This is a genomic window from Neolewinella aurantiaca, assembly GCF_008014675.1.
Lineage (GTDB): Bacteria > Bacteroidota > Bacteroidia > Chitinophagales > Saprospiraceae > Neolewinella > Neolewinella aurantiaca.
Map to the genome: position 1 here is coordinate 18798 of NZ_VOXD01000009.1, position 14574 is coordinate 33371.

At 56.0% G+C, this 14574-nt stretch carries 9 protein-coding genes; 4 read left to right on the top strand and 5 right to left on the bottom strand.

Features of this window, described 5'->3' with window-relative positions; translation table 11 throughout:
- Positions 1-47 precede the first annotated feature (47 nt).
- Complete coding sequence (locus FUA23_RS07430; RefSeq protein WP_147930103.1) at positions 48-1937, top strand: peptidoglycan D,D-transpeptidase FtsI family protein; 1890 nt, start codon at positions 48-50, stop codon at positions 1935-1937.
- A 262-nt stretch (positions 1938-2199) separates the two neighbouring features.
- The gene (locus FUA23_RS07435) at positions 2200-3687 is read left to right on the top strand and encodes a Na+/H+ antiporter NhaC family protein (RefSeq protein WP_147930104.1); all 1488 of its coding nucleotides are present in this window, start codon (positions 2200-2202) and stop codon (positions 3685-3687) included.
- Between the two features lie 2 nt (positions 3688-3689).
- Here the strand turns inward: FUA23_RS07435 and FUA23_RS07440 are convergent, their stop codons facing one another.
- From FUA23_RS07440 to FUA23_RS07455, 4 genes are all read right to left on the bottom strand, one after another.
- Complete coding sequence (locus FUA23_RS07440) at positions 3690-5147, bottom strand: dihydrolipoyl dehydrogenase family protein (RefSeq protein ID WP_147930105.1); 1458 nt, start codon at positions 5145-5147, stop codon at positions 3690-3692.
- A gap of 106 nt (positions 5148-5253) precedes the next feature.
- Positions 5254-7398, bottom strand: a complete 2145-nt coding sequence (locus tag FUA23_RS07445; protein ID WP_246144074.1) for a helix-hairpin-helix domain-containing protein — start codon at positions 7396-7398, stop codon at positions 5254-5256.
- A gap of 115 nt (positions 7399-7513) precedes the next feature.
- Positions 7514-8521: a UDP-glucose 4-epimerase GalE gene (galE, locus tag FUA23_RS07450; protein WP_147930106.1), complete on the bottom strand. Its 1008-nt coding sequence runs from the start codon at positions 8519-8521 to the stop codon at positions 7514-7516.
- Positions 8522-8577: 56 nt separating this feature from the next.
- Positions 8578-10401 carry a MutS-related protein gene (locus FUA23_RS07455; protein WP_147930107.1) on the bottom strand — a complete coding sequence of 608 codons (1824 nt, stop codon included), beginning with the start codon at positions 10399-10401 and terminating at the stop codon, positions 8578-8580.
- A gap of 121 nt (positions 10402-10522) precedes the next feature.
- Between FUA23_RS07455 and FUA23_RS07460 the strand changes: the two genes are divergently transcribed.
- Together FUA23_RS07460 and FUA23_RS07465 are read left to right on the top strand one after the other, a co-directional pair.
- Complete coding sequence (locus FUA23_RS07460) at positions 10523-11578, top strand: serine protease (protein ID WP_147930108.1); 1056 nt, start codon at positions 10523-10525, stop codon at positions 11576-11578.
- Between the two features lie 202 nt (positions 11579-11780).
- A complete protein-coding gene (locus tag FUA23_RS07465; protein ID WP_147930109.1) occupies positions 11781-13217 on the top strand; it encodes a T9SS type A sorting domain-containing protein in 1437 nt (478 codons plus the stop codon).
- 44 nt (positions 13218-13261) lie between these two features.
- Here the strand turns inward: FUA23_RS07465 and FUA23_RS07470 are convergent, their stop codons facing one another.
- Positions 13262-14557, bottom strand: coding sequence for an ATP-dependent DNA helicase (locus tag FUA23_RS07470; protein ID WP_147930110.1), 1296 nt, complete (start codon positions 14555-14557; stop codon positions 13262-13264).
- Positions 14558-14574: the final 17 nt, after the last annotated feature.

Below are 14574 nucleotides of genomic sequence, written 5' to 3' on the forward strand. Positions count from 1 at the left end.
GGGTTTTAAGTTCGTTAGTCTGTTGTTACCTTTGGGACGAACAAGAAATGCAGAGCCTTCAAAACACTACAAATCTGGACAATCGGGGCGCTATCATCAGGGTTATCTTCCTGATGGTGGCTGCACTCTTGTTGGGCAAAGCAGCTCAGTTGCAGCTTTTCGATGCCGAGTTCAGAGCACGCGCAGAGCGCGTGGGCTCAGGCAAGGTAACGCTCTACCCCGCCCGCGGGCTGATGGTGGACCGCAACAATAAAAGGCTTACGGTAAACGAGCCGGTGTACCAGATCGAAATGACCTACCGCGATTTCGCGAAGCATTCTGCGACCTTCGACACCACGGCCTTCTGCGAATTACTGCGCATCACCCCGGAGTATTTTGTAGAAAGCATCCCCAAAGTATGGGGACATAAGTACACCGAGCGCAAGCCTTTCATCTTTTTGCCCAACGTACCTCCGCACGTTTACGCCACCTTTCAGGAGAACCTGTTTCGGTTCCCCGGCTTTTCGGCGAGTCTACGAAGCATGCGTGGCTACACGCACCGGTCTGCCGCCCACATCCTGGGTTACATGAGCGAAGTAAACCAAAAAGCCATCGATGAAGGCGAAGGTCGCTACGTCACTGGTGATTATCACGGGCTCTCCGGCCTCGAATACCAGTACGAAGAGATGCTGCGTGGCGAGAAGGGAGAAAAATGGCTGTACCTTGATCGGCTCGGCCGCGATGTGGGCAACGTCCAAAACGAAAACGAAGCCGTCGTAGGTTCTGACCTGATGACGACCATCGACCTCGACCTTCAGGAATACGGCGAAAGCCTAATGGTCAATAAGGTTGGCGCCGTGATTGCCATTGAACCCGCCACGGGGGAAATCCTGTCGATGATCTCGGCCCCTACTTATGACCCCAACGCGCTGCGCATCGGTCGTGGCAGAGGACAGGCCTTCACTTCTTTACAACGGGACACCCTCCAGCCACTACTCAACCGGGCCATCAACGGGAAATATGCTCCGGGGTCGCCGTTCAAGACCCTGGTAGCTCTTATCGGTCTTCAGTCAGGAACACTCATCCCCGACCGCGGCATGGCGTGTAACGGCGGATTCTGGAGTGGCGGAAAGATGCTCCTCGGCTGTCACCACCATCCGTATATCAACAACGTGGAGCAGGCCATCGCCCAGAGCTGTAACAATTACTTCGTAACGGCATGGCTCGAAAACGTGAACCGCCACGGATCGGATCAATCCACTAAGGGGTTAAAAGAGTTTAATGATTACCTCTATCAATTTGGTCTTGGCCAAAAATTGGGTATTGACTTTCCCGGAGAGATAAAGGGCTTCATCCCCGACAGTGCTTTCCTTCACAGCCAGCACAGCGAAGAGCGCCGCTGGAAAGCCATCTGGAACCGTTCCCTGGCCATCGGCCAGGGCGAATACGAGATGACGAGCCTCCAGATCGCAAACTTCATCGCTGCCATCGCCAACCGGGGCCATTGGTACACCCCTCACCTGGTGAAAGGTGCCCGGGTGGGCAACGACCGCGAGCAACAGCGCCTGAACATCGAGCGCCACGACATTGCCATCGACCGCCAGCACTTCGAGACCGTTGTATCCGGAATGCGGCAAACAGTCCTCAACGGTACTGCGCGCATCGCCCAAATCCCCGACATCGAAATCTGCGGCAAAACCGGCACGGTACAAAACTGGAAAGGAAAAGACCATTCCGTATTCACTGCCTTTGCGCCTATGCATGACCCTAAAATTGCTATTTTGGTCTACATCGAGAACGGCGGCTTCGGTGGTACCATCGCCGCGCCCATCGCGTCACTCATGACCGAGCGTTACCTGAACGGCAAGATCGCGGACAACCGCAAATGGCTGGAACAACGGATGCTTGACACCGATATGACCAGCCGGGGCGAGACTTCCATTCGTGAGGTTAAATAAGCCTTCTTTGCACCTGCGTTCGCGCCTCGGCGGACCATTCGGCTTGTGCTGCCCTTCCACTGTGTGGCAACTAAACTGCTTATCAATATCCTGTAGGCCCGCGCTTCAGCCGGAGCCTTAAATCGATAAGCCAGCGGCTCTTTGGTCCAGGAACGCCACAGCTTTCCCATACCTGAAAGGAAATGTTTAGCTTGTGCCGTCCTCCAACGTGCGGCAGCAAAATCGCCCATCGCATATTCCTAATCGTTTACCGCTTACCCATATGGCAGAATCTCTAGGCATCCTCACCCTCCTCCCGCCCCTTGTGGCCATCATTTTGGCCATCGTGACCCGTCAGGTTTTCATATCCCTCATTGTGGGTATTTTCATTGGTTACGTGATCATGGCCGGAGGCAACCCCTGGCTTGGCTTTCTGGACACGATGCAGGGTCTGGTAGACGTATTTGCGGACGCGGGGAATACCCGGACCATTATGTTTTGCGCGCTCGTTGGGGCACTTATTGTGTTCATGCAGCGCTCCGGCGGCGTGGCGGGGTTCATCGCTTTCGTTGAACGAAAACTCAGGAAATACGAGAACCGTCAGGACGGATCCGGGCGGGTTGTGGTTCAGCTTTTAGCCTGGCTGACGGGCGCCTTAATCTTCGTAGAAAGCTCCATCAGCGTTCTTACCGTCGGCACGCTGTACCGGCCCATCTTTGACAAAATGGGAATCAGCCGGGAAAAGCTCGCTTACATCGCAGATTCCAGTTCGGCTCCTAGTTCCATTCTCATCCCCTTCAATGGTTGGGGCGCCTTCATCATGACTTTACTCGTAGCAGAGGGCTTTGCGGACCCGTTCAGCACGATGATCAAGGCGCTTGGCTATAACTTCTACGCTATCCTGGCGCTCCTGCTGGTTCCGGTGGTAATTCTCTCGAAGCGCGACTTCGGGCCGATGAAAAAAGCAGAAGAACGCGCCCGCCGGGGGCAAGTGCTCAGCGAAGGAGCAACCCCGGTGGTTGACACAGAACTTACCGACATTGCAGCCAAAGACGGGGTGACGCCTAACCTGTGGAACATGGTCCTGCCCATCGTAATTATGGTCTTGGCGATGCCACTAATGCTCGCCTACACCGGTTGGGAAACTGCACGGGACGCACTGGGCGCGGACGCAGGTGCAGGGGAAGTTTTCATGCTCGCGATCGGTAAAGGTTCCGGTTCCACCTCTGTTCTGGTTGCTGTTGCGTTGTCTATACTCGTGAGCATGGGCTTTTACAAAGCGCAGGGCATATTCGGCATTCGTGAGAGCGTTGACCTGGTGCTCAAGGGTATCGCCGGGCTGATTCCGCTGGCGCTGCTCATGCTACTCGCTTTCGCGATCGGCTCGCTTTGCAAACAGCTCGAAACCGGCATCTACGTTGCCGACGTAGCCAAAGATTTCCTCTCTCCCGGCCTCGTCCCCTTCATGGTATTTGTGGTCACTTGCTTCATCGCGTTCAGTACGGGCTCAAGCTGGGGTACCTTCGCCATCATGATTCCCATCGCCGTCCCTATGGCGAACCAGATGGATGCCAACGTACTGATGGCCATCGCTGCCGCCCTCGGCGGCGGGGTTTTCGGCGACCACTGCTCTCCAATTTCAGACACAACCATTTTGTCGAGTATGGCCTCGGCTACCGACCACGTAGACCACGTCAAGACGCAGCTTCCCTACGCCGGCATTGCCGGCGGCCTGGCGGGCCTTACCTATCTGATACTGGGCCTCATCTGATCTTACCGGTTCACCAGCCGGTAGGCCCACCGCAGGATTTTCGGGACCGGCCCGCTGGTGAGCATATCTGAGGCGCCCTGCCGGGCGCCTTTCTGCACGATCCGGCTGGCGACCGGGTAAGGATAGATCATATTCGTTAGCGCCGAGTACTTCTTGCCTTCGGTTTGCAGGTAGTGCAGCGTCTGGATCATTTCTCCGGCAGCGGGGGCGGCCAATGAGCCGCCCAGGACTTTGCCTCCTCCCCACCAGCCCTTGCTGAGGTAAACGATGAGGTGACCGCCGCGAAAATCGGCAGCGATGGCCCGGTCGTCGTCCTTAAGGGAGAGCTCGCGGGTTTCGAAGTCGATGCCTTTTTCCTTAAAGCGTTTGGGCGTCATCCCGAAGGTGGCGATCTCCGGATCGGTGAAGGTTACCCAGGCAAACTTATCGAGGTTGTGTTTTTTCTTGATCGGACTGATGAGGTTGTTCCACAGTTGGGTATTGTGAAACTCGGCGCCGTGGCTAAACTGCTCGCCGCCCCAGGCGTCGCCGATGGCATAAACCGAAGAGTTGGTGGTTCGGTAACGATCGTCGGTGACGATTTTCCCCTTTTCGACCTTTACCCCGCCCTGCTCCAGGCCGAGCCCTTCGGTACGGACTTTACGCCCGATCGCAACGAGAAGGTGGGTAAATTCAAGTGTACGTCCGGCGTTCCCTGCACCTGCGGCCCCGCCATCTTTCAACAATGCAGTAGTTGCATTAGTGAACGAGCCGATCTCGGTGTTGAACCTGATATCCACTCCTTCTTCTTCCAGCTTTCGGGCCAGGATGTCGCCCATCACTTCGGGGTCTTTCTCGTTGAGGCGCTCCCCGCGGACCAGCAGCGTCACTTTGCTTCCCAACCGGGTAAAAGCCTGACTGAGTTCGCAACTGATCGGTCCGCCACCTACTACCAGCAGGTGTTCGGGGAGCTCGTCGAGCTCCCAGAAGACGGATTCGTTGTCCCACTGTTTTACCTGATCAATTCCCGGCACCTCCATTTTGCGGGGTACCGATCCCGTTGCGAGAACGATGTTCGGAGCGGTCAGTTTTCGACCGTTCACGGATACTTCGTTGCGGCCGGTCATTGCAGCTGTACCGACAATGGTTTCGGTTCCGAATTCTTTAGCGAAATACTCAGGTGTTTCGTGCGCCCTGATCACTTCCTGCCGGCTGTGTACATATTCCATCACCTTTTTGAAATCTGCCTTTCCTTCCGTTTTCAGGCCAAAGGCTTCTGCTTCTTTGCCACCCGCAAAGAGGCTCGCGACGTGAAGAATGGCTTTGCTCGGCACGCAGCCGTAGTTGAGGCAATCTCCGCCAAACGCCTTGGCAGTTTTGTCGATCAGGGCAACATTGAGGCCGATAGAAGAGCCGAATCCGGCACAGCCGAGGCCACCGGAACCAGCACCGATTACGATGAGGTCGTGAGTATAATTCATAAAATATCAGGAGTTGGCTTTATAGCGAAAGCGGACACACCCGATCAATGTTCAATCTTCACCCTCCGATTGTCTGCGTATGCAGGATGGCGTCACTTAGAGGTGCTTAGAAGCGCCAGATGGCCTGTGCCCCCATTTCTGTTCTGCGAGGCAGGCCTGTTTCCTCCAATCCGCTGCCGGCAACGGTACCGTCGGTATAGAACGTTTGGGCGATCCGGCCTTCGAGCGTCAGCCCGCGGATCCCCTTATAACGCACCAGAAAAAAAGCACGGGTTCCCCGGTTGTAGTACGGTACTACGCGGGCATTGTAGAGCAGACCATTTTCGTACTGGTAGAAACGTACGTTGAAACCGTCGGTATCGAAGAAGGCCATTCTGGTACTGAAACTAAAGGCGCCACGGGGGCGGTAATGCAGGTCCTGGTAAACCATGAAGCCCTTTTCACGACCGTTGAGTTCATCGTCGGTGAAGCCGGCATCGATGCGGCTACGCCACTCCAGAAATGAATTGATCTTGTAACCGAAGTGCAGACGCGCCTGAAAACGGGTTCGTGGTACTACCGGGTCCAGGTTTGTGAAAACGGATTCATCTCCGTCGGTACCGAAACCTTTGGTTTCGGAGCGCAACTCCAGATAAGTTTCCAGCTTTCGTTTTTGCCAGTAAGTGACCCGGAAACGGTATTCGTGGCCCTCGCTCGGTGCGTCGATGTTGAAGCGGAGGTAAGGGAAGCGGAAAACATCGTAGTAAGCATTAACACGCCAGTGCTTGCCGGGCCGTAGCTCGAGGCCGAGGTACATACCGTTTTCGTTGCGCCCTCCGCTGGTTTCTCCGAAGGGACGGGCGTTGAGGGCCTGGTAATCGACACCGTAATTGCGGTACACGAGGGAAACGTCGACGAAGCGGTCCAGCCCCATCATCAGGCCATGTATCTGGGCGACTCCTCCGTTGTCGGAACCAGCCAGCTCACCGAAGAACGTAAAGTTACGGTAGCGGTAACGGTAATCCAGGCTTGCGTTCAGAAGGTCAGTGCCCTGAAAAAAGAAACGGTTGTAAGCCTGATCGTTTAGGTTGAGCGGCTGGCTTAGGTTAGTGCCCAGTACGTTCAGTCCGACCTGCAGACGCTGATTCGCGCGGTACCTCAGGCTGCCTCCATAGTTGATTTCAGTGATAGAGTTCCGGTCTTCTACCTCATTCGGTGTACGGTTCAGGCCGGAGATATTGAGGCTCGTAACGCCAAGGTCTTCTGCTTCCACATCGAGGGTATCGGTTACCGTAATGAGGTTTGCCGTTCTGCCTTTCCGGCTACCGAAGACGGATAGTTCCAGTTTATCACCGAAGGCGAGGGTCGTTCCGGCTCCGCGCATGAAGCTGGCCTCATTCACGCTGGTGTAGGGCCGCAGTACCGGCCCGCCGCGGGCAACGTTTGTGGTCTGGCTGCTCTTTCCGAACCCGAAGCCCGTGTACAGGATCAATCCCTGCCCGAAGCTTACGGCAAAATCACCGAGAGCCACCGCCTTCACCGTCCGGTTCACATTCCCTAAAAAGAAGTGAGCGCTGTAAAAGTCGAAGCCTCGTTTTTTATTGTTTTCTGCAAAAAATGCCTCACCGGGGTCTTTCTCGGCGGTAATACCGAAGCTGAGGTTCTTAGAATACCGCTGCCGGAAACGGGTGTATATCCTGTCCGGGCTTCCGAGGTAATAACTGGTTCCATCCTCGGGTCCGAGTTCATAGCCCCGGGCGGTTTCCAGCCTCCGCTGCCAGCGTACATACAGCTCGCGGTCGCCTTCGGCGAGCATGCGGCCAAGCGGAATTTTGGCATCATCTAGGTCTCCCCCTACGCGAACGAACTGTGCCAAACGACGGACAGACTCCATGTCCATCCCCGGAATTACCTGTAATTCGTAGACACTCAGCAGTCCCCCCATCCGGTCCCGGTAATCGATCAGCTGGCCAATCTGAATGGGAGAAAGCAACAGCGTTTCTTCCAGTTCTTCATAGGTGGCTTTGTTGATATTGAGTGGTCGCCGGCGGTAGGTTTCCAGCAGGTCAAAAGCAGCGTTGAACGAGAATTCGTCCGTTTCATCTTCCGTATTCGCGAGTACGTCTTCGATGAGTTGCTGCTGGAACTCGTCGTCTTCCCCGATTCCGGGCGGGAGCGTGTCCTTTTGAGCATGAAGCATTGTTCCCCAAACGGCCAGGGTCAACAGAATGATCAGGCGGGGACGCAGGTGCATAGAAGGTTGGAGAAGCATGACCGCAAAGATAGTGGGTAGTGGGTAGAAAGTAGTGGGTAGTTGCTCCGGGAATTGGAGTTAAGAATGCTCACTTCGGCCGTAGCGGCACTACCCGCTATTTTCTGCTGTTTTATTAAAGGCTTTGTTCCCACGCCCAGGCTGTGCTCATGATTTCCTCTACCCCCCGCGAAGGTTCCCAGCCCAGCTCGTTGGTCGCCCGGCTCCGGTCGGCATAAACCGCAACCACATCTCCCGCACGGCGCGGCCCCAGTTCGTAGTTTAGCTTAACACCGCTCACTTTTTCGAAGGCATTGATTGCCTCCAATACGGTGAGACCTTCCCCGATCCCGAGGTTGAAGAGTTCCGGGTTAGCGTTCCCCTTACCGGCCAGCAGGTACTGCAACGCCAGGGTATGAGCGTGAGCGAGGTCCTGAACGTGAATGTAGTCGCGCACGCAACTGCCGTCGCGGGTGTCGTAATCGGTACCGAATACGGTCATTTTATCCCGTTTGCCCGCTGCTACGCCGGTGATTACCGGTACCAGGCTGGTAGCCGGGTTGCTGGGGTCTTCGCCTATTTTTGCACTTTCGTGCGCTCCGGCGGGATTGAAGTACCGCAGCAGTATTGCCTTGAAGTCAGGCATCGCTTTGCAGTAATCCGTAATCATGTCTTCTCCCATCTGTTTGGTCAGCGCGTAAGGGCTTTCGGCTACTTTCCGGGGAGTAGCTTCCGTTACGGGGAGCTCATCGGCGTTTCCGTATACCGAGCAGGAGCTGGAAAACACCAGATTGCTGCTGCCCTGGCGGCGCAGGCCCTCGATGACGTTGAGCAGGCTGTTCGTATTGTTCCGGTAGTACTCCAGAGGCTTCCCTACACTCTCCCCCACCAGTTTGTAGGCAGCGAAGTGGATGGCTCCGTCAAATTTCTCTTTATCGAACAGTTCCAGTGTTGCTTTGCGGTCGGCCAGATCAATATTGTAGTTCTTCACCCGCACTCCCGTGATGGCCTCGATCCCGTCCAGAGCAGACGGGCGCGAGTTGTGGAAATTATCGGCCGAAACGACTTCAAAGCCGTTTTCGATCAAGTCAACGATGGTATGTGAACCGATGTAACCGGTGCCTCCTGTAACTAGAATTTTCATGATTCTCTGGGTTTAGGCGGCAAGATAGTAACTGAGTCGCTGAGTTGATCACCAACTCATTTGTGGTGTAGCCGGATTTCCTCGTCGGGGATATCGATTCCCATGCGCGCCATCAGGGCGGTAGCATTGAAACTCTGGCACACCCCGGGGTGAAGTTTATAGTCGAAAACGAGGTCACCGGAAGCGGAGACCTGCACTTCCATCGCGTAATTTTCGACGTGGCTGCCGGGTTCGGCTTCCAGGGCTCCCAGTTCAAGGTCGTGGGTGGCGATGATGCCCGCTCCGCGCTCACGGATGAGTTGGCGGATGAGGGCCCGGCTGCCGGTGTGCCGATCGCGCGAGTTGGTTCCTTTCAGGATTTCATCGAGGAGGAAAAACACTTCCTGATCGGGGCTGCTTACGGCTTCGATGATGGCTTTGAGGCGCTTGAGCTCGGCGTAGAAGCTAGAGGTGGATTCGCTCAGGTCGTCCTGCGTTCTCATGCTCGTCCATACTTGCAGATTTGGGCGCGTACGCAGGATGCCGGGTGAGGTAACGGGAGATTCGTCGCTACCGGAGAGCGCGCAAACCGGTCCGCCGGCGTTGGCCAGTACCAGGTTGATCCCTACCGTGCGTAGCCAGGTAGATTTCCCCGCCATATTGGAGCCGGTGATCAGGTGAATATGGCCGTCGGTATTGATGCTGAAGTCGTTCGTGATCCGGCCTCCGGGGGCCAGAAGCGGGTGCCCAAGCCCGGTGGCTTCCACTATGGGCTCATTGGTGAAGACGGGGTCCGTCCATTCCGGGTGGTTGTACCGCAGGGTTGCCCAGCTTACGAGTGCGTCGGTTTCAGACAACGCAGCGAGCCAGCCGGGGAGGTCGGCTTTGTGCTCTTCGCGCCACGCGTCGAGCCGGCGCAGTTTATTGAGGCTCCAGAGGGTGCTCACTTCGAGCAGAATAGAAAACGGATTGTACCGCACATCCAGCTGACTGATCAGAAAGGACAACCGCTGCAGTGCGCGCTGCGGCGCACCCGTAAGTTCAATGCCTCCGGGGCGGGTTTCGGCGTGCTCGAGCAAAGCGGCGTAGGTTTTCAGCAAGTTGCCCATCGCGGCGGTATGAGCGTGCTCGGCGGCCGTCACTTCCTGGTATTTACGGATGAGCCAGATGGCGGGCAAAAAACCGATCACGCCCAACTGCCAGGGCGTCATGAAGAGCATCCAGGCGATGGAAGCCAGCGTGAGTACGGGAGCGATGAACAGCAGAACCCGCGTCCAGTCGGTCGGTGCAACGGCTGGCCTGTCTAGCCAGCCCAGCAGGCGGTCGAAATTACCGATTTCGTCGTTGAGGTCGTGGCCGAGGGTTCGGAAACGTAGGCACCAGTCGGGGCTGGCTTCCATATCCTTGCTTTGCACCCGCGTCCGCGCCGCCTGCCCTTCGTCGTGGTAGCCGAGCAGCGCATCCGCCAGACGAGACCTCCCGGGTGCCGTCACGGTACGGTTGATGAACTGAAACAGCGATTGCCGGCCAAAGATGTCGAGATCTACCGCGTAAGGATGGGCGGATTCAAGAAAGTCTGCGCCGCCATCGAAATGTTCAAAATCATGTTCGAGGGCCCGAAGTTCGCCTTCGGCCAGGCCAGCCAAAACAGCGGCCTCTTCAGCCTGTTTTTGGATATTGAGATGCCAGCGGACGCCGTAGGCCACCGACGGCAGGCTACCCACAAACACCGCCAGCCCGATCAGGAAATTATTGCTGAACAAGACGATCAACAGGGCCAGCCAGCCGATAAAAACGACAAGGCGCACCAGTGCGAGCCGGTCGTAACAGCTTTGCAGTGTTTTGGCTTTTCCCGCATTATCGATAGACGTTTGCTGGTAAAAATTATCAGGGTTTTGCATCGGCGCAAAAATAAGGATAGAATAACCGAATCGGGAGGATAAGTGCACCAGCCGTTTGTCCTCCTCGTTGCAGCAGACGATTTGCGAATCTGCTTATCCGCCGATTCACTAACTTCGCCCCATGCTCAGTCCTTATGTCTTTCAAGTAGCCACCCCCTTCAGTACCGGTACCGGTGTGTACCTGCCGGAATACGGATTGGTGATTACAAACGAACACGTCGTGCGCGACAATTCCACGGTGGTAATTGGCAGCGAGACGACTCCTGAGCAACTCGCCGAAGTAGTTTATCTCGATCCGTATTACGACCTTGCTTTCCTTAAGCCGGAGCTCAACCCCGAGTTGCCACCACTTCCCCTGGCTACCAGCCCTCCGGCCGTAGAAGAGGCCGTTACTGCGATAGGCCAGCACTTTGGTCATCCCCTGCGGGTAAGCGACGGTCAGGTGCTGGAACTGGAGCACGAGCATCACGGCATCGGATTCATAATGCACGATGCGTGGCAGGAAGCGGCTCACTCGGGAGGGCCGCTCTTCAACGCGGCCGGAGAGTTGGCCGGCATCAATATGTACGACATTCAGGAAGGTAAAGGCCGGGCGCTGAGCCTGCCCGCTTCTGTAGTCCGGCAGTGCCTGGAGGATTATGTTGAGGGGAAAGGAAAAGCCTCCTCGCGGTGCTTCAATTGCCAATCGGTTATCTACGAAACGGAGGTAAACCCTTCCGGCTACTGCCCCAACTGCGGGTCTGAGCTCACCCTGCCCGGCATGGTGGAGGACTACCAGCCCACCGGTGTTTCGGCTACGGTGGAGGCCATCATAAAATCAGCGGGGCACGCTCCCCCCATGGCACGCCGGGGCCCCAACCTGTGGAGTATCCGCCAGGGCAGCGCCATCATTCAGCTGGCCTACCACGAAGACTCCGGGCTTGTGACGGGTGATGCCTACCTCTGTTCCCTGCCAGAGCTGCCCAACGCCGAACTGTTTGCGTTTATGCTGCGCGAAAACTGTAAGCTCCGGCAACTTACTTTCTCCACCTTTGGCCGCGACATTGTACTTTCGTTGTTGATCTACGACCGCTACCTGACCGTAGAGACAGCGCTGCCCAGGTTTGAGCACCTCTTTGCTAAAGCAGATGAGTACGACGACCTTCTGGTAGAAAAATTCGGAGGAAAGTGGCTCTGACAGAACTGAGTTGACCAAAAAAGCACCGGTAAAACTTCTCCCTAATCCTCCGCGGCACATCTGGCTTATTGTACATCCCACCTCTGCAGAAAGAAGTGAGATAACCCAGTACCTGCAAAGCAGCTTACAAAACCACTACCAACAACTGATCGTGCAGCGATAACAAACTGCTTATCTTCGCCGAAATCACAAGCTCACAACTATGAAGAATCTTTTTTTACTACTGATTTGTGCCTTCGCCACTACCCTTTCCGCTCAGGATGTTGTGGATTTCGAAGTTCAGGACGTTCAGTCTAGATTCATCCTCGGCCTTGCGGTCCCTTACCCAGCGCAATACGATGTGCAGAGCTACAAGGTCCTGTACACTACCACGGATGCATTCGGCCAGCCCGATACCGCCAGCGGACTCGTCACGGTCCCGATCACCACCCAGGATTTCCTGTTTCCCCTGGCGGTGTACAACCACGGAACAGTAGGTGAACGGGAGGCTGTACCCAGCCGGCCAACCGTTCAGGAACGCCTGGTTGCTGCCGCAATTTCTACTGCCGGTTACATCACCATCGCTCCGGATTACATCGGACTGGGCGACAGCGAGGGGCCCCACCCCTACGTTCATGCTGCCACCGAAGCTAGTGCCGGCCGCGACATGATCATTGCGGTAAAGAAATGGCTTACCAACGAGAGTATTTCTGCTTTCAACGACCAACTCTTCATCACGGGCTACAGCCAGGGTGGCCACGCTGCTGCGGCTCTTCACCGCGACATTGCAACCAACCCCGGCGACGATGGTCTGGTGGTGACTTCCGCCTCTCACCTGTCTGGTCCGTACAGTATTTCCGAGGTGATGGTCGGCACCCTTTTTCAGCAGGGAAACGCCACCCTGCCGGGTTACATCGCGTATACTTATATCAGCTATGATTATGTCTACGGACTCTTCGACAGCCTCTCCCAGGCATTTGTGGAACCTTACCTGGAGCCTATTGAGCGCTTCGCCAACGAAGAGACAACCCTGGACGAGTTTAACGACGAGCTGGACCAGCTACTGAGAAACAACAACGCGCGCCTGAACGCCATCTTTCAGGACTCTATCCGCGCAGTGCTGCAGAGCGGCGACCCCACCCACCCGATCAATATTGCGCTGGCAGACAACGACACCTACGACTGGGCCCCGGAGGAGCCTACCCTTATTTACTACTGTACGGCCGACGAGCAGGTTCCTTTCCGGAACGCGATCCTGGCCGACTCGGTGATGCGGGCAAACGGATCAACAAGCATCACCCTTGAATCCGGCGGTGCGCAAACGCACGGTAACTGTGTCTTCCCCGCCCTGATTCGTACCATCGGCTTTTGGGAGGAATACGCAGAAGTGATCAGCAGCCTTGGTGTGCCCGTTGAACGGGCCGACCTAACGCTTTCCCCTAACCCTGTTTTTGCCGGACAAGACCTGACCCTTGCCGGACAAGAAACAGCGATAGCTCCTTACAGCATCTACGATGCTTCCGGCCGGGAGGTGAGCACCGGGACGACCGGAGCCGCAGGAAGCCTTCGCATACCCGCACACCTCCAGAGCGGATTGCACGTACTCAGGGTCGGTCTGCCCGACGGTACTTCTGTAGTGCGCAGAGTGGTCGTACGCTAGTGGGCTAGCCAGTGCCTTATCAAGCAGGTTTCGTCCGCTGCCGCTTACCGCATTCCTTCGTAGTATTCCACTACTGCGGGGTCTACCATTACGTCGCGGGGCGTGAGCGGGTTGCGTAAAACGATACCCTGCAGCGTACGGCAGCGGCTGAGGGCTACGTACGTCTGGCCATGCTCGAAAGCCCCCCGGCCGAGATCGATGATGATTTTGTCGAAGGTTTTACCCTGAGATTTGTGAATCGTAACGGCCCACGCCAGGCGAACGGGTATTTGCTTGTATGTCCCCAGAGTTTCCGTTCCTATTTTAGTTTCTTCTTCGGTCCCCGTTGCGGTATAACGGATCACATCCCACTCTTCGTAACCCACTTCGATTTCGCGGGGCTTTCCGTCTTCGCTGACCAGAATAACGACCGACTCGGGTTTACACTCAATGATGGTCCCGATGGTTCCGTTGACGTATTTTTTATCGTTGTCATTACGAACGGTCATCACCTGAGCTCCGACCTTTAGTTTCAGTGCTGCAGGCACTGGGAACAGTTTTTCGGAGAAGCCACCTTTCACTTTGCCGAGATAGAGCATTTCCGGAGTATCCAATTGGGCCAGTTTGGTTGCGTTGATGCCATTTACGGTAGCATTGCGGGCGGCAAGCGTCAGGTAGTTCTCGCCTTCTTCCGGCTGAAAATCGGGGATGTGGCGTTCGTTCAACGACTCCAGCTCGTCGTAGTCTACCGTTGCGTTACGGATGGCCTCGAGCAGCCGCAGGAAGTGGCGACTGTCCTGACGGTACACCTGCCGGAGTTCGATCATTTCCATATCGATCATATCGAGGCAGTCGGCGGCAAAGAAGTAGGCACTGGTGTACCGCTGCCGGAAGTAGAACTTTTCTTCCTGGCTACTCACAATCGGAGGAAGTTGGTAGAGGTCTCCGAAAAGGATAATCTGGACGCCGCCAAAGGGCCGGCTGCTGCTCCGGTTCATGCGCAGCGCAATGTCTATGGCCTCCATCACATCGGCCCGGACCATACTTATCTCATCGATAATCAAGGTGTCCAGGTTTTCGAACAGCCGGCGGTAACGGCGGTTGGGCTTTACGTTTTCGGGCATGATCAGCCGGGGCGGGAACCCGAACAGGCTGTGAATAGTCTGCCCCTGCACGTTGAGCGCCGCCACCCCCGTTGGGGCCAGCACCACCACATTCTTTGTGGTGCTCTTTCGGAAAATCTGCAGAAGCGTAGACTTTCCCGTACCCGCCCGCCCCGTGATGAAGAGGTGATCTCCGGATTCCATACGCTTGAGCGCATAATTGAAGTCGTCAGACAGTTGTAATGGTTCGAGGGGCATGGGGGCAAGTTAGGCAG

Excerpts from the sequence above, each read along its gene's own strand:
- FUA23_RS07430 (WP_147930103.1), top strand. The coding sequence starts at position 48 with ATGCAGAGCCTTCAAAACACTACAAATCTGGACAATCGGGGCGCTATC.
- FUA23_RS07435 (WP_147930104.1), top strand. The coding sequence starts at position 2,200 with ATGGCAGAATCTCTAGGCATCCTCACCCTCCTCCCGCCCCTTGTGGCC.
- FUA23_RS07440 (WP_147930105.1), bottom strand. The coding sequence starts at position 5,147 with ATGAATTATACTCACGACCTCATCGTAATCGGTGCTGGTTCCGGTGGC.
- FUA23_RS07445 (WP_246144074.1), bottom strand. The coding sequence starts at position 7,398 with ATGCTTCTCCAACCTTCTATGCACCTGCGTCCCCGCCTGATCATTCTG.
- galE (WP_147930106.1), bottom strand. The coding sequence starts at position 8,521 with ATGAAAATTCTAGTTACAGGAGGCACCGGTTACATCGGTTCACATACC.
- FUA23_RS07455 (WP_147930107.1), bottom strand. The coding sequence starts at position 10,401 with ATGCAAAACCCTGATAATTTTTACCAGCAAACGTCTATCGATAATGCG.
- FUA23_RS07460 (WP_147930108.1), top strand. The coding sequence starts at position 10,523 with ATGCTCAGTCCTTATGTCTTTCAAGTAGCCACCCCCTTCAGTACCGGT.
- FUA23_RS07465 (WP_147930109.1), top strand. The coding sequence starts at position 11,781 with ATGAAGAATCTTTTTTTACTACTGATTTGTGCCTTCGCCACTACCCTT.
- FUA23_RS07470 (WP_147930110.1), bottom strand. The coding sequence starts at position 14,557 with ATGCCCCTCGAACCATTACAACTGTCTGACGACTTCAATTATGCGCTC.